Origin of the sequence: Klebsiella sp. GN_Kp190, assembly GCF_040061795.1 — a bacterium.
GTDB lineage: Bacteria > Pseudomonadota > Gammaproteobacteria > Enterobacterales > Enterobacteriaceae > Klebsiella > Klebsiella michiganensis.
Genome location: NZ_JBEAFN010000022.1, coordinates 13093 through 35753, shown reverse-complemented (window position 1 = coordinate 35753; position 22661 = coordinate 13093). Strand labels below are relative to the sequence as shown.

At 55.2% G+C, this 22661-nt stretch carries 18 protein-coding genes and 1 pseudogene; 8 read left to right on the top strand and 11 right to left on the bottom strand.

Going from position 1 to position 22661, the window contains the following annotated elements; translation table 11 throughout:
• Positions 1 to 48 precede the first annotated feature (48 nt).
• The 11 genes and pseudogenes from fis to ABLU67_RS14070 form a co-directional block, all read right to left on the bottom strand.
• The gene (gene fis, locus ABLU67_RS14120; protein ID WP_000462905.1) at positions 49 to 345 is read right to left on the bottom strand and encodes a DNA-binding transcriptional regulator Fis; all 297 of its coding nucleotides are present in this window, start codon (positions 343 to 345) and stop codon (positions 49 to 51) included.
• Positions 327 to 1335 (bottom strand): annotated as a pseudogene (dusB, locus tag ABLU67_RS14115) (tRNA dihydrouridine synthase DusB). Before dusB ends, fis begins: the two are co-directional and overlap by 19 nt.
• A gap of 328 nt (positions 1336 to 1663) precedes the next feature.
• A complete protein-coding gene (locus ABLU67_RS14110) occupies positions 1664 to 2404 on the bottom strand; it encodes a carbonic anhydrase family protein (protein ID WP_004854712.1) in 741 nt (246 codons plus the stop codon).
• A 136-nt stretch (positions 2405 to 2540) separates the two neighbouring features.
• Positions 2541 to 3422, bottom strand: coding sequence for a 50S ribosomal protein L11 methyltransferase (gene prmA, locus ABLU67_RS14105; RefSeq protein WP_014227021.1), 882 nt, complete (start codon positions 3420 to 3422; stop codon positions 2541 to 2543).
• Between the two features lie 11 nt (positions 3423 to 3433).
• Positions 3434 to 4885, bottom strand: a complete 1452-nt coding sequence (gene panF, locus ABLU67_RS14100; RefSeq protein ID WP_032751512.1) for a sodium/pantothenate symporter — start codon at positions 4883 to 4885, stop codon at positions 3434 to 3436.
• Positions 4875 to 5117, bottom strand: coding sequence for a YhdT family protein (locus ABLU67_RS14095; protein WP_004125848.1), 243 nt, complete (start codon positions 5115 to 5117; stop codon positions 4875 to 4877). Before ABLU67_RS14095 ends, panF begins: the two co-directional genes overlap by 11 nt.
• Before the next feature lie 110 nt (positions 5118 to 5227).
• A complete protein-coding gene (accC, locus tag ABLU67_RS14090) occupies positions 5228 to 6577 on the bottom strand; it encodes an acetyl-CoA carboxylase biotin carboxylase subunit (RefSeq protein ID WP_004125846.1) in 1350 nt (449 codons plus the stop codon).
• 10 nt (positions 6578 to 6587) lie between these two features.
• Positions 6588 to 7061 (bottom strand): acetyl-CoA carboxylase biotin carboxyl carrier protein, encoded by a 474-nt coding sequence (accB, locus tag ABLU67_RS14085; protein ID WP_004125844.1) that lies wholly within the window; start codon positions 7059 to 7061, stop codon positions 6588 to 6590.
• 393 nt (positions 7062 to 7454) lie between these two features.
• Positions 7455 to 8054: a protein-methionine-sulfoxide reductase heme-binding subunit MsrQ gene (gene msrQ / locus ABLU67_RS14080; protein WP_025108489.1), complete on the bottom strand. Its 600-nt coding sequence runs from the start codon at positions 8052 to 8054 to the stop codon at positions 7455 to 7457.
• Positions 8054 to 9055, bottom strand: a complete 1002-nt coding sequence (gene msrP / locus ABLU67_RS14075; protein WP_014227018.1) for a protein-methionine-sulfoxide reductase catalytic subunit MsrP — start codon at positions 9053 to 9055, stop codon at positions 8054 to 8056. The genes msrQ and msrP overlap by 1 nt, the downstream gene beginning before the upstream one ends.
• A gap of 77 nt (positions 9056 to 9132) precedes the next feature.
• Positions 9133 to 10107, bottom strand: a complete 975-nt coding sequence (locus tag ABLU67_RS14070; RefSeq protein WP_032751507.1) for an MDR family oxidoreductase — start codon at positions 10105 to 10107, stop codon at positions 9133 to 9135.
• 219 nt (positions 10108 to 10326) lie between these two features.
• On the opposite strand from ABLU67_RS14070, the gene csrD reads away from it, so the two are divergent.
• The 8 genes from csrD (at position 10327) to tldD (ending at position 22633) form a co-directional block, all read left to right on the top strand.
• Positions 10327 to 12267 (top strand): RNase E specificity factor CsrD, encoded by a 1941-nt coding sequence (gene csrD / locus ABLU67_RS14065; protein WP_025108487.1) that lies wholly within the window; start codon positions 10327 to 10329, stop codon positions 12265 to 12267.
• Positions 12268 to 12572: 305 nt separating this feature from the next.
• Positions 12573 to 13616 (top strand): rod shape-determining protein MreB, encoded by a 1044-nt coding sequence (mreB, locus tag ABLU67_RS14060; protein WP_002918653.1) that lies wholly within the window; start codon positions 12573 to 12575, stop codon positions 13614 to 13616.
• Between the two features lie 70 nt (positions 13617 to 13686).
• Entirely contained in the window at positions 13687 to 14673 is a 987-nt protein-coding gene (mreC, locus tag ABLU67_RS14055; RefSeq protein ID WP_004106252.1) for a rod shape-determining protein MreC, read from the top strand.
• On the top strand, positions 14673 to 15161 hold the full coding sequence (gene mreD / locus ABLU67_RS14050; RefSeq protein WP_004125830.1) for a rod shape-determining protein MreD: 489 nt from the start codon (positions 14673 to 14675) through the stop codon (positions 15159 to 15161). Before mreC ends, mreD begins: the two co-directional genes overlap by 1 nt.
• A 7-nt stretch (positions 15162 to 15168) precedes the next feature.
• Positions 15169 to 15750, top strand: a complete 582-nt coding sequence (locus ABLU67_RS14045) for a nucleoside triphosphate pyrophosphatase (protein ID WP_348852345.1) — start codon at positions 15169 to 15171, stop codon at positions 15748 to 15750.
• Between the two features lie 2 nt (positions 15751 to 15752).
• Positions 15753 to 17222, top strand: a complete 1470-nt coding sequence (gene rng / locus ABLU67_RS14040; protein WP_004125826.1) for a ribonuclease G — start codon at positions 15753 to 15755, stop codon at positions 17220 to 17222.
• 79 nt (positions 17223 to 17301) lie between these two features.
• Entirely contained in the window at positions 17302 to 21099 is a 3798-nt protein-coding gene (gene yhdP, locus ABLU67_RS14035) for an AsmA2 domain-containing protein YhdP (RefSeq protein ID WP_348852344.1), read from the top strand.
• A gap of 88 nt (positions 21100 to 21187) precedes the next feature.
• On the top strand, positions 21188 to 22633 hold the full coding sequence (gene tldD, locus ABLU67_RS14030) for a metalloprotease TldD (protein WP_004854666.1): 1446 nt from the start codon (positions 21188 to 21190) through the stop codon (positions 22631 to 22633).
• Positions 22634 to 22661: the final 28 nt, after the last annotated feature.

Here is a 22661-nt window from a genome sequence, read left to right as displayed (position 1 = left end):
CCCCATGCCGAAGAGCGCCTTTTATATCAAACATTTAACTGATTAGTATCAGTTCATGCCGTATTTTTTCAATTTTTTACGCAGAGTACCACGGTTGATGCCCATCATCAGGGCAGCACGGGTCTGGTTACCGCGGGTGTATTGCATCACCATGTCCAACAGGGGCTGTTCTACTTCAGCCAGTACCAGCTCATACAGGTCATTAACATCCTGACCGTTCAGTTGAGCAAAATAGTTCTTCAGTGCCTGTTTAACCGAGTCACGCAGGGGCTTTTGAGTTACCTGATCCTGAGAGTTAACGGTAGAAACGGTCAGTACGTCAGAATTTACGCGTTGTTCGAACATAGTTCTGTCAGCTCTTTATTTCTATTACGCAAAATTTTCGAAGTATGCCTCCAACGCCTCCAGCTGTTCGCTGGAATCTTCTATGGCGTTGAATGTGCGCCGAAACTGGTCATCTGGAGCGTGTTCCTGCAGATACCAGGATACGTGTTTGCGTGCGATTCGGTACCCTTTTGCCTGGCCATAAAAGCCATGCAGTTCCCGAACGTGTGCACAAAGCAAGCGCTTAACCTCTGCCAACGGCAGCGGCGGCAGCAGCTCTCCAGTGTCCAGATAGTGCTGGATTTCCCGAAAGATCCAGGGTCTTCCCTGAGCTGCACGGCCTATCATAAGGGCATCTGCCCCCGTATAGTCGAGCACAGCTCTGGCTTTAAGCGGGTCAGTAATGTCACCATTCGCGATAACCGGAATGGAAACTTTCTGCTTAACTGCCCGAATACTGTCGTACTCAGCATCTCCGTTAAACAAACAGGCGCGCGTGCGTCCGTGAATAGTCAGAGCCTGAATGCCACATTCTTCAGCCAGTTGGGCAATTTCTACACAGTTACGGTGTTCCGGTTCCCAACCGGTGCGAATCTTGAGAGTTACGGGAACGTCCACTGCTTTGACGACCGCCGTCAGGATAGACTTCACCTGCTCGGGGTACTGCAAGAGGGCTGAACCTGCAAGCTTTCGATTCACTTTTTTAGCCGGGCATCCCATATTGATATCAATAATTTGGGCGCCGCTTTCCACGTTAATACGGGCGGCTGCAGCCATCTCTTCCGGTACGCTACCGGCGATTTGCACGGTACGAATACCGGGCTCATCAACGTGCACCATCCGTAAGCGTGACTTGTCGCTCTCCCAAACCTGCGGGTTGGAGGACATCATCTCGGATACGGTCAATCCTGCTCCCATCTCGTAACACAACGTGCGGAATGGCCTGTCAGTAATGCCAGCCATAGGCGCTGCGATGAGTCGATTCCTGAGCTGGTAGTGTCCGATGCGCATGAGTTAAGAAATGACCATACTGTGACTGCAAGGCGGCGTATATTACGCATTTTTTGCACGAGATGAAAGGCCAAACTTTGAGCAATCCTCTGCGGTGGATCAAAGAATCGCCTTGCAGGTCAGTGTGCATGAATAATTAGCTATATAAATCATTGCATTAAAAACATGTGATGAATTTATCTACACATATAATTTTGTATAACTTCTCATTTTTTCTTCCCGGCACAGGGAACGGGCAAGATAATCTGCTGAAGAAATCAGCAAATTACCTTGGCTTTATGTGAGTTGGCTCTCATTTCAGAACATGATCGTGAAGCACAGCTGATGTTTATTCTATGACCACGCGACCATTCAGCGGCTGTATCGGACGATTGTTATCGTGATGCATAGCGTGGCTAAATTTTGCCAGCTGCGCTGATGAAAGTGTCAGGGGATGTTTAAGCACAATCCAGGTTACCCCCTCGGAGCAAGGCGGCGTGGTCAGGGAGCCGCTGAAACGCCAGTATGTCTTGTCTGCGGGAAGAAGGGCGTTGAGATCCATTTGGGTGACGATTTTAGCCGTCTGATCGGCTTTCTCGGGCATGGTGGCCCACAGTTTGTTCAGTTCGCTATTTTCCGCGCCCTGGTCGAACATCACCGCCACGACGGCAACGGCGCCTTGAGCGCTTTTATGTACCAGATGCATCTCCATCGCATAGTGCTTACCGTGAACGGTGTTTTCGCTCGGGGCATGAAAATGGAACTGCTGAAGGGTAAATGGCGTACCGTCAATCGTAACGGTATCCGCTGTTGTGGTCTTTAACCCCGCCTGGATAGTGTGACCATTGTTGATGAGCGTAATGGGACCATCGATGTAGTGCGTATCCAGCGGTGAAAGGTGTGTCTTAAACGTGGTATCGATGTTGATAGGGGATTGATTCATGCCATTTTGACAGGTTTTGTACTCCTCATTGAGCGCCCCCCAGTGTTCCGGCGAACCTTCGCCTTCATAGCTCCAGTGGGAAGCGAAAACCGTAACGGGCATCATGCTTAACGCCAGTAATGCCGCCTTGCCTAAAGTTGTTTTCATATCATTCGTCCAATGAATAAATTTATGATTTTATTGGTAACTACAATACGTTACCGCATCATCTTATTCTCATTGAGCGAATGATTTTGTACAGAAAACGCGAAAAGCGGTGGCCTGCGATGAGGCCACAGGGAGATTACTTTTTATAACCGGTGATCCGGCACCACTCCTCTTTCTCCACGACGGGATCGAGGTTAAAGAGATCGGCGTACGCTTCACAAACGCTTTCCGCCTGGCTGGCAAGGATGCCGGAAAGCCCCAGCAGACCGCCTGTAACCGGCAGCACGCTGATAAGCGGAGCCAGTTCGCGTAATGGGCCGGCCAGAATGTTTGCGACCACCACATCGGCTTTCATCGCCTCTGGCTGATCTTTAGGCAGATAGAGTTCCAGGCGTTCAGAAACCCCGTTACGCTCGGCATTATCGCGGCTGGCCTGAATGGCCTGCGGGTCGATATCAATACCGATAGCTTTCGCGGCGCCCAGCTTTAATGCCGCAATGGCCAGAATGCCTGAGCCGCAGCCAAAATCGATAATCGTTTTGCCCGCGAGATCGAGGCCATCCAGCCACTGCAGGCACATCGCCGTGGTGGGATGCGTACCGGTACCAAACGCCAGGCCCGGGTCGAGCATCACGTTAACGGCGTTTTCATCCGGCACATCGCGCCAGCTCGGGCAGATCCACAGGCGTTTACCGAAGCACATAGGGTGGAAGTTATCCATCCATTCGCGCTCCCAGTCCTTGTCTTCCAGTTGTTCGATTTTATGCACGAAACCGGCGCCCAGCAGCGGATTCTGCTCCAGCATCGCAATCACTTCTTTCATATCGGTCTCGGCGTCAAACAGGCCGATAACGTCAGTATCGCCCCACAGACGGGTTTCGCCCGGCAGAGGTTCGAATACCGGCGTGTCGTGCGTATCCTGGAAAGTAATGGAAACGGAACCCGCTTCCATTAGCGCATCGCTCAGCTCTTCCGCGTTCGCGCCGGTAGTGTTCAGTTTCAGTTGGATCCATGGCATGGCAAAACTCTTTATTTATCAGTAGTCAATACGGCGGCTTGCGGGGCGGAGGTACCGAACCGGTTTCCGACCAGGAAAGCCAATAAGCTTAACAGCAACGCGGGCACTATCGGATGGAAGCCCAGGTACTGCAGATTAAAAGTGGCGAGTATGGCATAGAGTACGCCGCCGACGATCATCGCGCTCAACGCCCCTTTCGCGTTCGCGCGTTCCCAGTACAGGCCCAGCACCAGCGGCCATAAGAACACGGCCTCCAGGCCACCGAACGCCAGCAGGTTGAGCCAGATAATCATCTCAGGCGGACGCCAGGCTGCCAGCAGCAGTAAAGCGCCCAGCAGCAAGGTGATCGTTGCCGACATCCGCTTCAACCGGGCTTCATTTGTTATCTGCTCGGGGCGCAGATTCAGATACAGATCTTTAATGATCGTAGCGGAACTTTGCAGCAGCTGGGCGTTGATCGTCGACATAATGGCGGCCATCGGCGCGGCGAGGAAGATCCCGGCGGCAAAGGGCGGCAAGACTTTCACCATGAGCGTCGGGATGACCAGATCCGGCACCGTCAGATCCGGGATCACCGCCCGGCCTAACGCACCCGCAAGATGCATCCCAAACATCAGGATCGCCACCACGATGGTGCCAATGATAATTCCCCGGTGCACCGCTTTGCTGTCTTTATAGGAGATGCAGCGAACGGCGGTGTGCGGGAGGCCAATCACCCCGAAGCAGACCAGCACCCAGAAGGAGGTCATAAAGGTGGGGGAAAGAATGTCATCAGCCCCCTGCGGGGAAACCAGCTTAGGATCGATGGTTTGCAGGGTTTCTACCGCATTATGTAGCCCGCCCGCCGCATGAACGACGCCAACCAGCAGGACGATAGTGCCGACCAGCATCACCATTCCCTGGAGCGTGTCGTTGAGGACGCTGGCACGAAAACCGCCGAACGCGGTATAGAGCGCGATACTCACGCCAAAAATCAGCAGACCGGTTTCGTAGGGAATACCCGCTGCGGTTTCCAGCAACCGCGCCCCGCCGATGAACTGCACCGTCATTGCCCCGACAAACGCCACCAGAAGGCTCAGGCTCGCGAGCCAGACCAGCAGACGGCTTTGGTAGCGGGCAAAGAGCATATCGTTCAGGGTTACGGCATTATAGCGGCGCGCCAGAATGGCAAATTTCTTACCCAAAATCCCCAAAGAAAGCCAGATCGCCGGAAGTTGGATCATCGCCAGAAGCACCCAGCCGAGGCCATATTTATAGGCCGCGCCGGGGCCGCCTATAAACGAACTGGCGCTGATATAGGTAGCGGTAAGCGTCATGGCTAATACAATGCCGCCCATCGAGCGGCTGCCGAGGAAATATTCGTTCAGGAAGGAACCCGTTGCGCGCTTACGCATTGCATAGATGGAGAGAGCAAACACCACCAGCAGGTAGGCGATAAGCGGCAGTATGACTTCAAGCTGCATCGTCATCCTCCAGAGGAATATCGCGATAGATAACTTTTACCATCGCCCAGCACAGCAGAATAAACACCAGCGGTACCAGCAGGCAGGCCATTTCGAACCAGTGCGGCAGGCCGGTTAGGCCAATACCGACGCCCGGCAGATAGGCGGCAGCCAGCCAGGCCGCAAGATAGAGAAGGGTTAGCCACAGCGCCCAGCGCGCCTCTTTATGGGCCTGAACAAAGCGTTTGTCCATTTTTTGTCCCTTGAGGATAAAGAAAGCGGGGATTGTACCGCATGGAAAAGAGGAGAGGAGAGAAAAAGAAAAAAGGCCGGATTATCCGGCCTTTTGCAGCGATGGCAGAATTACTTCTCCTGCAATCCGAGTTTTTTCTCCAGATAGTGGATATTGGTGCCACCATTCTGGAAATGCTCGTCGTTCATGATGCGAATCTGCAGATCAACGTTGGTTTTGATGCCATCGATAATCAGCTCCTGCAGCGCATTTTTCATGCGGGCAATCGCGACATCACGGTTTTCGCCATAGCAGATCAGCTTACCGATCATTGAGTCATAGTACGGAGGCACGGTGTAGCCCGCGTAGATATGAGACTCCCAGCGCACGCCAAAACCGCCCGGCGCGTGGAAGCGGGTAATTTTACCCGGGCTCGGCAGGAAGGTGTTCGGGTCTTCGGCGTTGATACGGCATTCCACCGCATGGCCTTTAACCACAACTTCTTCCTGCTTGATGGACAGCGGCTGGCCGGCTGCGATGCGCAGCTGCTCTTTAATCAGGTCGACGCCGGTGATCATTTCGGTTACCGGGTGTTCAACCTGAATACGGGTGTTCATTTCGATGAAATAGAACTCGCCGTTTTCGAACAGGAACTCAAAAGTACCCGCGCCGCGATAGCCGATATCGACGCACGCTTTGGAGCAACGCTCGCCGATATAGCGACGCAGTTCCGGCGTAATGCCCGGCGCTGGCGCCTCTTCGACCACTTTCTGGTGACGACGCTGCATGGAGCAGTCGCGCTCAGCCAGATAGATAGCGTTACCCTGACCGTCAGCCAGTACCTGGATCTCGATGTGACGAGGATTCTCCAGGTATTTCTCCATATACACCATGTCGTTGTTAAACGCGGCTTTGGCTTCCGCTTTGGTCATGGAGATGGATTGCGCCAGCTCAGCATCGCTACGCACAACGCGCATACCGCGACCGCCGCCGCCGCCGGAGGCTTTGATAATCACCGGGTAGCCAATGCGTTTTGCATGGGCGCGGTTAACGTCCATATCTTCGCCCAGCGGGCCATCAGAGCCCGGTACGGTCGGAACGCCCGCTTTCTTCATCGCGGTGATCGCAGACACTTTGTCGCCCATCAGGCGGATTGTGTCAGCTTTCGGGCCGATAAAGATAAAGCCGGAACGCTCAACCTGCTCAGCGAAGTTTGCGTTTTCGGACAAAAATCCGTAACCCGGGTGAATAGCCACCGCGCCGGTGATTTCAGCAGCGCTGATAATCGCCGGGATATTGAGGTAGCTTTTTACGGACGGAGCCGGGCCGATACAGACCGTCTCATCCGCTAACAATACGTGTTTTAAATCGCGATCCGCCGTTGAGTGCACAGCAACGGTCTTGATGCCCAGTTCTTTACAGGCACGCAGGATACGCAATGCAATCTCGCCGCGGTTGGCGATAACAATTTTATCCAGCATGTTCGCCTCGTTATTCGATGACGACCAGTGGCTCGTCAAATTCTACCGGTTGACCACTTTCGACCAGAATGGCTTTCACCACGCCGGATTTATCGGCTTCGATCTGGTTCATCATTTTCATGGCTTCAACGATGCACAGGGTATCGCCCGCGTTAACTTTCTGACCGATTTCGATGAAGGCTTTCGCGTCCGGGCTCGGGGTGCGGTAGAAAGTACCAACCATTGGGGAACGTACGATGTGGCCACTGATTTCCGCTGCCGCAGGGGCTTCCATTGCTGGCGTTGCCGCAGAGGCGACTGCGTTAGACAGCGCTGGCTGTTGCTGCATCATCGGTGCGGCGTAAGCCTGTTGCATCACCGGGAAACCTGCGTTTGGCGCGGCACGGCTGATGCGTACAGACTCTTCGCCTTCAGAAATTTCCAGTTCGGAGATGCCTGATTCTTCAACCAGCTCGATCAGTTTTTTAATCTTACGAATATCCATGAGTGGGTTCCGTACTCTTTGTTTAGTGTGATTGTGACAGGCGTGTTAGCACCGTCTGTAAAGCATATGAATTACTGCTGTTGCAAGACGCCGCGCTTCTTCAGAAGCCGACAGGTTAAGCCTCCGATGCTCGAAAGCAAAAAGCGAAACTTATCGGCCAATATGCGGCTATCTTCTGCCATTCTCGGGTAAAAAACAAAATATACCTTCGATGCGCGATTGTCACCTTTTCGGGACTCAAAAAGCCCGTCAGGAAAACCAAAGTCGCACATTATAACGATTTCGTAGCATTTGGCAGCTAAATACTGGTCTTATCAGGGAAGATTATCAACCGCTATCGTGTAAAGAGTGGCGGTTGATAAAAGAACTGCGGGAAACTGCACATATCCGGAATTAGCGCCACCACTGGCGGAACTTCTTATATCGCCATGCTAAAAGCAGGATCGCCAGCAGCGCATAAATGAGCGGTTGGGGGGATAAAATCTTCACCGACCACAGGTAGTGAATGGGGGCGAGGATCGCGACAACATAGACGAAGTTATGCAATGTTTGCCAGCGACGACCCAATCTTCGCTGCATCGCTTGCGTTGACGTCGCCGCCAGCGCCAGCAGAATCAGCCAGCTGATTAACCCCAGCGTCAGATAAGGGCGGGTGAGGACTTCTGTACCCAATAGCGCCAGATTGTTAATCCCAAGTTCGAGCAGCGTATAGCTGGTCAAATGCAGCGTAGCCCAGGCAAAGCACCATAAACCAAGTAAGCGCCGGGTGCGTATCAATAACGGCTGTTTAGCGTAGCGCGCCAGCGGCGAAACAAGCAAGGTAGCCAGCAGGAATTTAAGAGCCATCCTACCGGTAAAGTGCTGGATATCCTTTGCCGGGTCGGCGCTGAAATACCCCTGATGTCCGGCCCAGAAGAGCCAGACAAAAGGCAAAAATCCGGCCAGATGGAGAAACACTTTCAGCCAGGTAATCTGCTTTACAGTCAGGCGCACTAGTAATTCTCCCGCAAATTCAGGCCCCGGTAGAGCGAAGCCACTTCGTCAGCATAGCCATTGAAGAGCAGTGTTGGCTGGCGTTTGACGTCGAGTACGCCGCCTGCGCCGATAAAGCGCTCAGTTGCCTGCGACCAGCGGGGGTGATCGACGTGCGGATTGACGTTGGCGTAGAAGCCATACTCCTCAGGTCCGGCGAGGTTCCAGGTCGTGGGGGGACGTTCACGCGTCAGCTCGATACTGACGATAGACTTAATCCCTTTGAAACCGTACTTCCAGGGCACGGTGAGTCGGACCGGCGCACCGTTTTGCGGAGGCAGCGCTTTGCCATACACGCCTACGCTAAGCAGCGTCAGAGGATGCATGGCCTCGTCGAGCCGCAGCCCTTCGACATAGGGATACGCCAGCCCGCCGCCGATAAAACGGTCTTTTTGGCCCGGCATCTGCTCAGGCGCATAAAGCGTTTTAAACGCGACGTAGCGCGCATTGCTGGTGGGCTCGACCAGCGATAACAATTTATGCAGCGGGAAGCCGACCCAGGGAATCACCATCGACCAGGCTTCGACGCAGCGCATCCGGTAAATTCGCTCTTCCAGCGGAAATCGGCTGGTCAGGTCGTCATGATCGAGCGTAAGGGGTTTTGCCACTTCGCCGCCAATCGTCAGCGTCCAGGGATCAGTGCGCAGGCTTCCGGCATTGGCCGCCGGATCGGCTTTATCCAGGCCGAACTCATAAAAGTTGTTGTAGCCTGATACCTTATCTTCCGGCGTGAGCGTGAGAGTGTTTTGCCATTGCGCCGGTTTATCGAACGTCAGCGCTTTACCTGCCGGCGCCGGCGGGCGGTCGTTGCCTTTAAACCAATCCAGCAGGTCAGCTTGCGCGGAGGGTGAGAGGGAAAGAGCGGTGGCGCTAATTCCCAACATTTTCAGGATCTGGCGACGCTGCAGCATAAAAACGGATTCTGCCGTTACGTCGGCTTCCGTCAGTTTTTTGGATTTCATGGCATCCTCCGTCGTGCGTTTTTCTTAGCATGACGGAGGCGGAGCGTTATTGCGAATATGTCACGAAAAATTGCAGATTAGGCGATTTTAACCAGCGTGCGCCCCTGAATCTTATTGGTCATGATCTTATCGGCAAATTCAGGGGCTTCGGCGAGGGAGATTTCCGTCGCGCTTTGCGCATAGAAGGATTCCGGCAGATCGCGCACCAGACGCTGCCAGGCCTCGGCCCGGCGCGCGGCTGGCGTCATTACCGAATCAACGCCCTGCAGGCGCACGTTACGCAGAATAAACGGCATCACGGTCGTGGGCAGGGCAAAGCCGCCTGCCAGACCGCAGGCCGCCACGCAGCCGCCGTAGTTCATCTGCGCCAGCACTTTTGCCAGCACCTTATCGCCAACGGTATCAACGGCACCGGCCCACAGCTGTTTTTCCAGCGGGCGGGTTTCGGCGAACTCATCGCGGCTAAGAATGCGCTGCGCGCCGAGGTTTTTAAGATATTCATGGGTGCTTTCGCGCCCGGAAACCGCCGCCACCTTGTACCCGAGATGATGCAGCAAAGCGACCGCGGTGCTGCCGACGCCGCCGCTGGCCCCGGTGACCACGACTTCGCCATCTTCCGGACGAACCCCGGCGTCTTCCAGCGCCATCACGCACAGCATCGCGGTGAAACCGGCGGTCCCAATGACCATGGCTTTACGACCATCCAGGCCTTGCGGCATCGCCACCAGCCAGTCGCCTTTAATGCGAGCGCGCTCCGCCAGTCCGCCCCAGTGGTTTTCCCCCACGCCCCATCCGGTCAGCAGGACTTGCTGGCCGGCGTGGAAACGCGGATCCTCGCTGCTGTGGACAAAACCAGCAAAATCGATGCCAGGAATCATCGGAAAGTTGCGGATAATTTTTCCTTTACCGGTGATGGCCAGCGCATCTTTATAGTTGAGGCTGGACCAGTGGATATCCACTGTCACATCCCCCTGCGGCAGCTGGCTGGCGTCAATGGTTTGCACCGAAGAGAGAGTTTTGCCATCCTGCTGTTCTAAGATTAAAGCCTGCATGCGCCGGTCCTCATAGGTTGGATGATTGGAAAATTTTTTCTGCAGACTATACTCGCTAACGGCATTATTACACCGATGTAACGCAATAAATTGCCAGATGCGCCAGCTTTGATAGTATGCGTCGCTCTTTAGAAAGTTAGTGCTTACTTTAGTTTAGGCGCCAGCACAGGAGCCCGGATGTTTATCGGGTAGTCATTCACACGCGGAGTTAACACAGGGATGCGATTAACGACGAAATTCTCAGCGTTTGTCACGTTACTCACCAGCCTGACGATCTTTGTCACGCTGATTGGCGCTTCGCTGAGTTTTTACAACGGCATTCAGCTAAAAATGACCAACCGCGTTCAGGCGGTGGCGACCATGCTGGATAACCGTCTGGTCTCTATGTCTTTTGACCAGATTGAACCGCAGATGGATGAGCTGATGACGCCGATCGACGCGACGCGCGTTGACTTTCAGCTTAATGGCAAATCGGTCTATAGCCATTCCCGCACCGATAACTATCGTCCTTTAGGTAGCAGCAATCAGTTTCGCGATATCACGGTACCGTCGCTCAAGCAGCCCGGTATGGCAATCCATCTGGTGTACCTGGATCCGATGGCCAATTACTTCCGTTCACTGCACATCACCGCGCCGCTCTCCATCGCCATTGGTTTTATGGTGCTGATTATCTTTTTTTCCGTACGCTGGATCCGTCGCCAGCTGGCGGGCCAGGAGCTACTGGAACTCCGCACTGCGCGTATTCTTAATGGCGAACGCGGACCGCAGGTGCGAGGGTCGGTACACGAGTGGCCAGCGAATACCAGTAGCGCGCTGGATATGCTGCTATCCGAACTTCAGTTCGCCAGCGATCAGCGAAGCCGTATGGATACTCTGATCCGTTCCTATGTCGCGCAGGATTCAAAAACCGGGCTGAGTAACCGATTATTTTTTGATAATCAGCTGTCGACGCTGCTTGAAGATCAGGAGAAAGTGGGGTCATACGGCATCGTAATGATGATCCGCCTGCCGGATTTCGACCTGCTGCGCGATAACTGGGGACGCGCAGCGACCGAAGAGCACTACTTTACGCTGATCAATATGCTTTCCACTTTTATTATGCGCTACCCTGGCGCACTGCTGGCTCGCTACCACCGCAGCGATTTTGCCGTCCTGCTTCCGCATCGCACGTTGAAAGAGGCGGACAGCATTGCCGGGTTACTCCTGAAAGCCATGGATGCCCTGCCGCCGACGCGAATTCTCGATCGTGACGATATGATGCATATTGGGATCTGCGCTTTCCGCAGCGGACAAACGGCGGCCCAGGTAATGGAGCATGCGGAAGCGGCCACGCGTAATGCGGTGCTGCAGGGCAGCAACAGCTGGGCCGTCTATGACGATTCTCTGCCGGAGAAAGGGCGTGGCAACGTGCGCTGGCGTACGCTTATCGAGCAAATGCTTAGCCGCGGCGGCCCGCGACTTTACCAGAAACCCGCCGTCACTCGTGATGGTCGCGTACATCATCGTGAGCTAATGTGCCGTCTTTATGATGGTAAGGAAGAGGTGATTGCGGCCGAATATATGCCGATGGTGCTGCAGTTTGGCCTGGCGGAGGAGTATGACCGTTTGCAAATTACGCGATTGCTGCCGTTTTTAGGCTTTTGGCCGGAAGAAAACCTCGCGCTGCAGGTGACGGTCGAGTCCTTGATCCGCCCTCGATTCCAGCGCTGGCTGCGCGATACTTTGATGCAATGCGAAAAATCGCACCGTCGACGTATTATTTTTGAACTTGCAGAGGCGGATGTTTGTCAATATATCGGCCGCCTGCAGCCGGTTATGCGGTTGGTTAACGCTTTAGGTATTCGAATTGCCGTGGTTCAGGCCGGTTTGACGCTGGTTGGAACCAGCTGGATCAAGCAGCTCGATGTTGAAGTGATTAAGCTGCATTCGGGGTTATCGCGCAATATAGAAAAACGCAGTGAAAATCAGCTGCTGGTGCAGAGTCTGGTAGAAGCCTGTAAAGGAATGCCGGTTCAGGTTTTCGCAACCGGCGTACTCAGCCGAAGCGAGTGGCAGGTGCTGTCTCAATGCGGTGTTACCGGTGGCCAGGGGGAATTTTTTGCCGCCTCACAGCCACTTGACACAAATGTGAAAAAATATTCGCAAAGATACTCTGTTTGATCTGCCGTTTAGCGTGATTTCACGTAGAATAATGCGCGCCATAGTGATGGGGGTGTGCTTGTCTACCTGCCGGATTGTCGCAATGTAAATGCCAGTGAATGACCTTTGACAGGTTGCAGATTCAAGCGCGGAGCGCTGCTGAAGATTTCTGCGTTGGACGGACTCAGTCAAATTTGTAACAAAGGTAACGAACTGCACTAATTTTCACCGCAGCAGATGATTTTTGCGCCTTGTCGCTGCTGCGCGTGGTTGGTAAAGTAAGCGGATTTTGTTTTCCGCCCCAGCTTTCAGGATTATCCCTTAGTATGTTAAAAAAATTTCGTGGCATGTTTTCCAATGACCTGTCCATTGACCTGGGTACCGCGAATACCCTGATTTATGTAAAAGGACAAGGCATCGTATTGAATGAGCCTTCCGTTGTGGCCATTCGTCAGGATCGTGCCGGATCGCCGAAAAGCGTCGCCGCTGTGGGTCATGAAGCGAAGCAGATGCTTGGGCGTACACCGGGCAACATTGCAGCTATTCGCCCAATGAAAGACGGCGTTATCGCCGACTTCTTCGTTACCGAAAAAATGCTCCAGCACTTTATTAAACAGGTGCACAGCAATAGCTTTATGCGTCCGAGCCCGCGCGTGCTGGTCTGCGTGCCGGTTGGTGCGACCCAGGTTGAACGTCGCGCGATTCGTGAGTCCGCACAGGGCGCTGGCGCCCGTGAAGTCTTCCTGATTGAAGAGCCGATGGCGGCTGCGATCGGCGCAGGCCTGCCGGTCTCCGAAGCAACCGGTTCAATGGTTGTGGACATCGGCGGCGGTACCACTGAAGTGGCGGTCATCTCCCTTAACGGCGTGGTTTACTCCTCTTCTGTCCGTATCGGCGGCGACCGTTTTGACGAAGCCGTCATTAATTATGTCCGTCGTAACTATGGCTCCCTGATTGGCGAAGCGACCGCAGAACGCATTAAGCACGAAATCGGCTCCGCTTATCCGGGTGATGAAGTCCGCGAAATCGAAGTTCGCGGGCGTAACCTTGCTGAAGGCGTTCCGCGCGGCTTTACTCTGAACTCCAACGAAATCCTCGAAGCGCTGCAGGAACCGTTGACCGGTATCGTCAGCGCGGTGATGGTCGCGCTGGAACAGTGCCCACCGGAGCTGGCTTCCGATATCTCCGAACGCGGGATGGTTCTGACCGGCGGCGGTGCTCTGCTTCGCAACCTTGACCGTCTGTTAATGGAAGAGACAGGAATCCCTGTCGTAGTTGCAGAAGATCCACTGACCTGCGTCGCTCGTGGCGGCGGTAAGGCACTGGAAATGATCGATATGCACGGCGGCGACTTGTTCAGCGAAGAGTAGTCAGCCTGAGATCCGGGTAGCTGGCCTACGGCTGCCCCGATCTTAACTGACACGAGAATACGCATAGCCTATGAAGCCAATTTTTAGCCGTGGCCCGTCGCTACAGATTCGCCTTATTCTGGCGGTTTTGGTGGCGCTTGGCGTGATAATCGCCGACAGCCGCCTGGGTACGTTCAGCCAAATTCGAACGTATATGGATACAGCCGTCAGCCCTTTCTACTTTGTCTCTAATGGTCCCCGGGAGCTGCTGGATAGCGTTTCGCAAACGCTGGCCACCCGCGATCAGCTCGAACTGGAAAATCGCGCGCTGCGTCAGGAGTTGCTGCTCAAGAACAGCGACTTACTGATGCTGGGTCAGTACAAACAGGAGAACGCGCGTCTGCGCGAGCTGCTGGGCTCTCCGCTGCGCCAGGACGAGCAAAAAATGGTGACCCAGGTCATCTCAACGGTTAACGACCCCTATAGCGATCAGGTGGTTATCGATAAAGGCAGCGTTAACGGCGTCTATGAAGGCCAGCCGGTTATCAGCGATAAAGGCGTTGTGGGTCAGGTGGTCGCGGTCGCGAAACTGACCAGCCGCGTGCTGCTGATTTGCGATGCCACGCATGCGTTACCGATTCAGGTACTGCGTAACGATATTCGCGTCATTGCCGCAGGCAACGGTTGTACTGACGATTTACAGCTGGAACATCTGCCGGCCAATACCGATATTCGCGTCGGCGACGTGCTGGTCACTTCGGGTCTCGGCGGCCGCTTCCCTGAAGGGTATCCGGTCGGGGTGGTTTCGTCCGTTAAGCTGGATACGCAGCGTGCGTATACGGTGATTCAGGCGCGTCCGACTGCCGGTCTGCAGCGCTTGCGTTATCTGCTGCTGCTGTGGGGAGCCGATCGCAACGGCGCGAATCCGATGACGCCGGAAGAGGTTCATCGCGTAGCGAATGAACGCCTGATGCAGATGATGCCGCAGGTTCTGCCTGCGCCGGATGCGATGGGGCCGCAGATGCCCGCGCCGGCAACCGGTATGCCACAGCAGCCTCTGCCAGCAGGAGGGCAATAGTGGCAAGTTACCGTAGCCAGGGACGCTGGGTTATCTGGCTCTCGTTTCTTATCGCACTATTGCTGCAGATTATGCCCTGGCCGGCGGACATTAGCGTCTACCGGCCAAACTGGGTATTGCTTATCCTGTTGTACTGGATCCTCGCGCTACCCCACCGGGTTAACGTTGGCACAGGCTTTGTGATGGGCGCGATCCTCGATCTCATCAGCGGGTCGACGCTTGGCGTTCGCGCACTATCATTAAGTATTGTGGCTTATCTGGTTGCGCTGAAGTATCAACTGTTCCGCAACCTGGCGCTTTGGCAACAGGCGCTGGTGGTGGTCATGTTATCCCTCTCCGTGGATATCATTGTTTTCTGGGCAGAGTTTTTAGTGATCAACGTCTCTTTCCGTCCGGAAGTGTTCTGGAGTAGTGTAGTAAACGGTGTGCTCTGGCCATGGATTTTCCTGCTGATGCGTAAAGTGCGCCAGCAGTTTGCGGTGCAATAAGGTTGATATGACGACTCTGTATCTTGCTTCAGGTTCTCCGCGTCGGCAGGAACTGCTGACACAGCTTGGCCTCGCTTTTGAGCGCGTGGTTCCCGGTATTGAGGAACAGCGCCGCCCGCAGGAGAGCGCCCAGCAGTATGTGGTCCGGCTGGCGCGCGAAAAGGCCCAGGCTGGCGTCGCGCTGGCACCGCGCGATCTCCCGGTTTTAGGCGCGGATACCATTGTCATCCTTAACGGCGAAGTGCTGGAAAAACCGCGCGATGGCGGGCACGCCGCCGAGATGCTACGCATGCTTTCCGGAAAGACTCATCAGGTGATGACCGCCGTGGCGCTGGCTGATAAGCGGCAGACGCTGGATTGCCTGGTGGTCACGGAGGTCACTTTCCGCGTGCTCTCAGGGCAGGATATCGCCGATTATGTCGCCAGCGGCGAACCTTTAGATAAAGCAGGTGCATACGGTATTCAGGGGTCGGGTGGCTGTTTCGTCAGGAAGATAAATGGCAGCTATCACGCCGTCGTTGGCTTACCGCTGGTGGAAACGTATGAGTTGCTAAGTAACTTTAACTCACTGCGTGAAGAAAAGGGATAAAGATGACTGCTGAATTATTAGTTAACGTAACGCCATCAGAAACGCGCGTCGCTTATATTGATGGCGGTATACTTCAGGAAATTCATATTGAGCGTGAAGCGCGACGCGGAATAGTAGGCAATATCTACAAGGGTCGTGTCAGTCGGGTGCTGCCGGGAATGCAGGCGGCTTTTGTAGATATTGGCCTGGATAAGGCCGCGTTTCTGCATGCTTCCGATATTATGCCGCACACCGAGTGCGTGGCGGGCGAAGAGCAAAAACAGTTCGCCGTACGCGATATCTCCGAGCTGGTGCGCCAGGGGCAGGATTTAATGGTGCAGGTGGTGAAAGACCCCCTCGGTACCAAAGGCGCCCGCCTGACCACCGATATCACCATTCCCTCTCGCTATCTGGTCTTTATGCCCGGCGCTTCGCACGTCGGCGTCTCTCAGCGTATTGAAAGCGAAGCGGAACGTGAACGCCTGAAAAAAGTGGTCTCTGAATACTGTGACGAGCAGGGCGGATTCATTATCCGTACCGCGGCGGAAGGCGTTCATGAGCAGGAGATGGCTGCTGATGCCGCCTATCTCAAGCGCGTCTGGACAAAAGTGATGGAACGCAAAAAGCGCCAGCAGACCCGATATCAAATGTACGGCGAACTGGCGCTGGCGCAGCGCGTGCTGCGTGATTTCGCCGATGCGCATCTTGACCGGATTCGCGTTGACTCTCGTCTGACTTACGAATCGCTGCTGGAGTTTACCGCCGAATATATTCCGGAGATGACCAGCAAGCTGGAGCACTACAGCGGCCGTCAGCCGATTTTCGATCTCTTTGACGTGGAAAATGAAATCCAGCGCGCTCTGGAACGCAAAGTTGAGCTGAAATCAGGTGGTTATCTGATCATTGACCAAACGGAAGCGATGACCACCGTTGATATCAACACCGGGGCATTCGTCGGTCACCGTAATCTTGACGATACTATCTTTAATACCAATATTGAGGCGACCCAGGCGATTGCCCGCCAGCTGCGGCTGCGCAATCTCGGTGGGATTATCATCATCGATTTCATTGATATGAATAATGAAGATCACCGCCGTCGGGTGCTGCACTCTCTTGAGCAGGCGCTGAGCAAAGACCGGGTTAAAACCAGCATCAACGGCTTCTCCCAGCTTGGGCTGGTAGAGATGACCCGCAAGCGTACTCGCGAAAGCGTGGAGCATGTGCTGTGTAATGAGTGCCCTACCTGCCACGGTCGCGGTACGGTGAAAACGGTGGAAACGGTGTGCTATGAAATCATGCGCGAAATCGTGCGCGTGCACCATGCCTACGATTCCGACCGGTTCCTGGTCTATGCTTCTCCTGCGGTAGCGGAAACGCTGAAAGGGGAAGAGTCGCACGCGCTGGCAGAAGTCGAGATCTTTGTCGGTAAGCAGGTCAAAGTGCAAATTGAACCGCTCTATAATCAAGAGCAGTTTGATGTAGTAATGATGTAATCATCCGTTTTGCTTGCTGATGTCGGGATAAAGAGGCGGGCAAAAGGATGACGCGTAACAGGCTGACAAGGAGAGATGCGTGAGGCGACTGCCCGGGATATTACTGCTCACCGTGGCAACATTGATTGTTGTCGTCGCACTGCTGGTGAGCGGTCTGCGTCTCGTTCTGCCGCAGTTAAACAGCTGGCGTCCGCAGGTGCTGGAAAAAGTCTCCGCGATGGCCGGCGTACCGGTCGATGCTTCAAATATTGTCGCCAGCTGGCAGACTTTTGGCCCGACGCTTGATGTCCGCGATGTTAAGGCCGGCCTGAATGATGGCGGCGAGCTTTCCGCTAAACGCGTCACCCTGGCGCTCGACGTCTGGCAAAGCCTGCTGCATATGCGCTGGCAGTTTCGCGATCTGACCTTCTGGCAGCTGCAGGTTCATACCAATACCCCCATTCAAACGAATAATAGCGGTGAAGGGCTGAAAACCGACCGTATCAGCGATCTTTTCCTCCGCCAGTTCGATCACTTTATTCTTCGCGATAGCCATCTGAGCTTTCTGACCATCTCCGGCCAGCGTGCGGAGCTCGCCATTCCGCAGCTTACCTGGCTGAACGGTAAAAATCGCCATCGCGCGGAGGGGCAGCTTAGCCTCAGTAGCCTGACCGGCCAGCACGGCGTGATGCAGGTGCGAATGGACCTGCGCGATGAAGACGGCCTGCTCAATAAGGGGCGCGTCTGGCTTCAGGCGGATGATATCGACGTTAAGCCGTGGCTTGGGCGCTGGATGCAGGACAACATCGCCCTGCAGAGCGCGCGGTTTAGCCTGGAAGGCTGGATGACTATCGACAAAGGCGATGTCGCCAGCGGCGATGTATGGCTTAAAAAAGGCGGCGCCAGCTGGCAGGGCGATAAAGAGAAGCACCATCTGTCGGTTGATAATCTGACGGCGCACATCTATCGCGATAATCAAAGCTGGGGCTTTCACATCCCTGATACGCGCATCTCGATGGATGACAAACCCTGGCCGCGCGGCGCGCTGTCGATGGCGTGGATCCCGGCTCAGGATGTGGGCGGAAAAAATGGTCAACGCAGCGATGAGCTGCGCATTCGCGCCAGCAACCTTAACCTTAGCGGTCTGACCGGGCTGCAGCCGATGGCGGATAAACTGGCTCCGTCGCTGGGCGAAATCTGGCGTACGACGCAGCCGGACGGCAAAATCAATCTTCTGGCGCTGGATATTCCGCTGCAAATGGCGGAAAAAACGCGCTTCCGGGCGGACTGGAGCGACATGTCCTGGAAGCAGTGGAAGCTGCTGCCAGGGGCTGAGCATTTCTCCGGCAACATTGCCGGGAGCGTAGAAAACGGTACTCTGCATGCCAGCATAACGCAGGCGAAAATGCCCTATGAAACGGTCTTTCGTGCGCCGCTGGAGATCGCCAAAGGCGATGCAACCCTCAGTTGGGTGAAGAATGACAAGGGTTTTATGCTCGATGGTCGCGATATTGACGTACAGGCTACCGGCGTTCGCGCTCGCGGTGGGTTCCGCTATCTGCAGCCGCAGGGTGACGAACCCTGGCTCGGTATTCTGGCCGGTATCAGTACCAACGATGGCGGACAGGCCTGGCGCTACTTCCCGGAAAATCTGATGGGCAAAGCGCTGGTGGATTACCTCAGCGGAGCCATTAAAGGCGGTCAGGCCACCGATGCTACGCTGGCTTATGGCGGTAACCCGCATCTTTTCCCGTACAAGCATAATGAGGGGCAATTCCAGGTCACGGTGCCGCTCAAGAACGCCACCTTTGCCTTTCAGCCTGACTGGCCCGCGCTTACCGGGCTTAATATCGACCTTAACTTTATCAATGATGGGCTATGGATGAAGGCCGATAAGGCGATGCTCGGCAACGTGACCGCCAGCAATCTCGATGCGGTGATTCCCGACTATTCGCGAGAAAAGCTGCTGATTGATGCCGACGTTAACGGCCCGGGTAAAGAGGTTGGCCCTTATTTTAACGAGACGCCGCTGAAAGAGACGCTGGGCGCGGCGCTGGATGAGCTCCAGCTGGACGGTAATGTTAGCGCTCGCTTACATCTTGATATCCCCCTGGATGGCGAGATGACCACCGCTAAAGGTGATGTCCGGTTGAACAATAACAGCTTGTTTATCAAGCCTATCGATACCACATTGCAGAACCTGAGCGGTAAATTCAGCTTTGTAAACGGCGACCTGAAAAGCGAACCGATGAGCGCGAGCTGGTTTAATCAGCCGCTGAATCTTGATTTTTCGACCACCGAAGGCGCGAAAGCATTTCTCGTGAACGTCGGGATGAACGCCAGCTGGCAGCCTGCGCGTACCGGTTTATTGCCGAAATCCCTGGACGGCACCCTGAGCGGCAGCGTGCCCTGGGACGGAAAAGTCGCGATTGAGCTTCCGTATCGCGGTAGCGCGGCCTATAAGGTTGACCTCAACGCTGACCTGAAGAGTGTAAGTAGTCACTTACCTGCACCGTTAGATAAGCAGGCCGGGGAGCCGTTGCCGGTAAAAATTAAGGTCGATGGCGGCTTAAGCAGTTTTAATCTGGCCGGCTCCATGGGGGCGAAGAACCATATTAATAGCCGCTGGCTGCTGGGTCATAAGCTGACCCTGGACCGCGCTATTTTAACCACGGACAGTAAAGCCGTTTCTCCGCTTCCCGAGCAGCCAGGCGTGGAGCTGAATATGCCGCCGATGGATGGCGCGCAGTGGCTGGCGCTGTTCCAGGGCGGAGCGGCGAATGACGTCAGCAGTAATCTCGTCTTCCCGGAGCAGGTCACGCTGCGAACGCCGGCGTTAACGATGGCGGGCCAAAGCTGGAATAACGTTAGCCTTGTCTCCCGACCCGATGCCGGGGGAACGAAGATTGAAGCCCAGGGGCGTGAAGTCAACGCAACCCTGACGATGCGGAAGAACGCCCCGTGGCTGGCGGCCATTCGCTATCTCTACTACAACCCAACGGCGGCGAAAAGCCGCGGTACAGAAAAAAGCAGCGCCCCGCTGGCCGATACCAACATTGATTTCCACGGCTGGCCGGACCTTCAGCTTCGCTGCGCCGAGTGCTGGCTGTGGGGGCAAAAATATGGCCGTATCGAAGGGGATTTTGATATTCGCGGCGATACCCTGACGCTGGCGAACGGACTGGTCGATACCGGTTTTGGCCGTCTGACGACCGATGGCGTATGGGTGAGCGCGCCGGCGGGCGTACGAACCTCTTTGAAAGGTAAGCTGCACGGCAATAAAACCGACGATTTCGTGAACTTCTTCGGCGTCTCCACGCCGGTAAAAGGTTCGTCGTTTGATATTGATTATGACCTGCACTGGCGTGCGCCGCCGTGGCAGCCCGACGTTGCCTCGCTTAACGGGATCCTCAAAAGCCGTCTTGGAAAAGGCGAATTTACCGACCTCAGCACCGGTCATGCCGGCCAGCTTCTGCGTTTGTTGAGCGTTGACGCGCTGCTGCGCAAGCTGCGCTTCGACTTTAGCGATACGTTCAGCGAAGGGTTCTACTTTGATTCCATTCGCAGTACGGCGTGGATTAAAGACGGCGTTCTGCATACCGACGATACGCTGGTCGATGGTCTGGAAGCGGATATCGCCATGAAGGGGTCGGTGGATCTCGTGCGTCGTCAGCTGGATATGCAGGCCGTGGTCGCGCCGGAGATTTCTGCGACCGTGGGCGTCGCCGCGGCCTTTGCCGTTAACCCGATTATCGGCGCCGCGGTCTTTGCTGCCAGTAAGGTACTGGGGCCGCTGTGGAACAAGGTCTCTATTTTGCGCTATCGCATCACCGGTCCTATCGATCAGCCGCAAATTAACGAAGTGCTGCGCCAGGCGCGGAGCGACAAAAAGCAATGATTTGACGATTGTGCGTAATTACCGCACTCTCAATAGATAGCCTTTTTTATTTCCGCCCCTGAGGCGGCAACAAACGAGTAGCAAAACGATGAGTCTGAACCTGGTAAGTGAACAATTACTGTCGGCAAACGGCCTGAATCATCAGGATCTGTTTACCATTCTTGGCCAGCTGGCCGAGCGCCGTCTGGATTACGGCGATCTCTATTTTCAGTCGAGCTATCACGAGTCCTGGGTTCTTGAAGACAGCATCATTAAAGATGGTTCGTACAATATCGACCAGGGCGTTGGCGTCCGCGCGGTGAGCGGGGAAAAAACCGGCTTTGCCTATGCTGACCAGATTAGTCGACTGGCGCTGGAACAGAGCGCACAGGCGGCCCGCACCATTGTACGCGACCATGGGGATGGTAAAGTGCATACCCTTGGCGGGGTGGAACATCGTTCCCTCTATACCAGCATCGATCCGCTGCAAAGTATGAGCCGGGAAGAGAAGCTGGATATTCTGCGCCGGGTAGATAAAACCGCCCGCGCGGCCGATAAGCGGGTGCAGGAAGTTTCCGCCAGCCTGACCGGCGTCTACGAGTTAATTCTTGTCGCCGCCACCGACGGCACGCTGGCGGCGGACGTTCGCCCGCTGGTTCGCCTTTCCGTCAGCGTGCTGGTGGAAGAGGATGGCAAACGCGAGCGCGGCGCCAGCGGCGGCGGCGGCCGCTTTGGCTACGACTATTTCCTGGACTCGCAGGATGGCGACGTTCGCGCGGATGTTTGGGCGAGAGAAGCCGTGCGTATGGCGCTGGTCAACCTGACCGCCGTCGCGGCGCCTGCCGGGATGCTGCCGGTTGTGCTGGGCGCGGGCTGGCCTGGCGTCCTGCTGCATGAAGCCGTCGGTCACGGCCTGGAAGGTGACTTTAACCGTCGCGGGACGTCGGTATTCAGCGGCCATATGGGCGAACTGGTGGCCTCTGAGCTGTGCACCGTAGTGGATGATGGCACCATTGCTCACCGTCGCGGCTCCCTTGCCATTGATGATGAAGGCACGCCGGGCCAGTATAACGTTTTGATCGAAAACGGCATTCTCAAAGGCTATATGCAGGACAAGCTCAACGCCAGGCTGATGGGCGTGGCGCCAACCGGTAACGGTCGTCGCGAATCCTACGCGCATCTGCCTATGCCGCGTATGACCAACACCTACATGCTGGCGGGGAAATCTACGCCGCAGGAGATTATCGAATCGGTCGATTACGGCATCTACGCGCCGAACTTCGGCGGCGGTCAGGTGGATATCACCTCCGGGAAATTTGTCTTCTCCACGTCTGAAGCCTACCTGATTGAAAAAGGTAAAGTGACCAAAGCGGTGAAGGGCGCGACGCTTATCGGTTCAGGTATCGAAGCGATGCAGCAGATTTCGATGGTGGGGAACGATCTGAAGCTGGACAGCGGCGTCGGCGTTTGCGGCAAAGAGGGCCAGAGCGTACCGGTTGGCGTCGGTCAGCCAACGCTCAAAGTGGATAAACTCACCGTCGGCGGTACCGCCTGATACTTCTCAAGGCGCTTTCGCCCGCGGC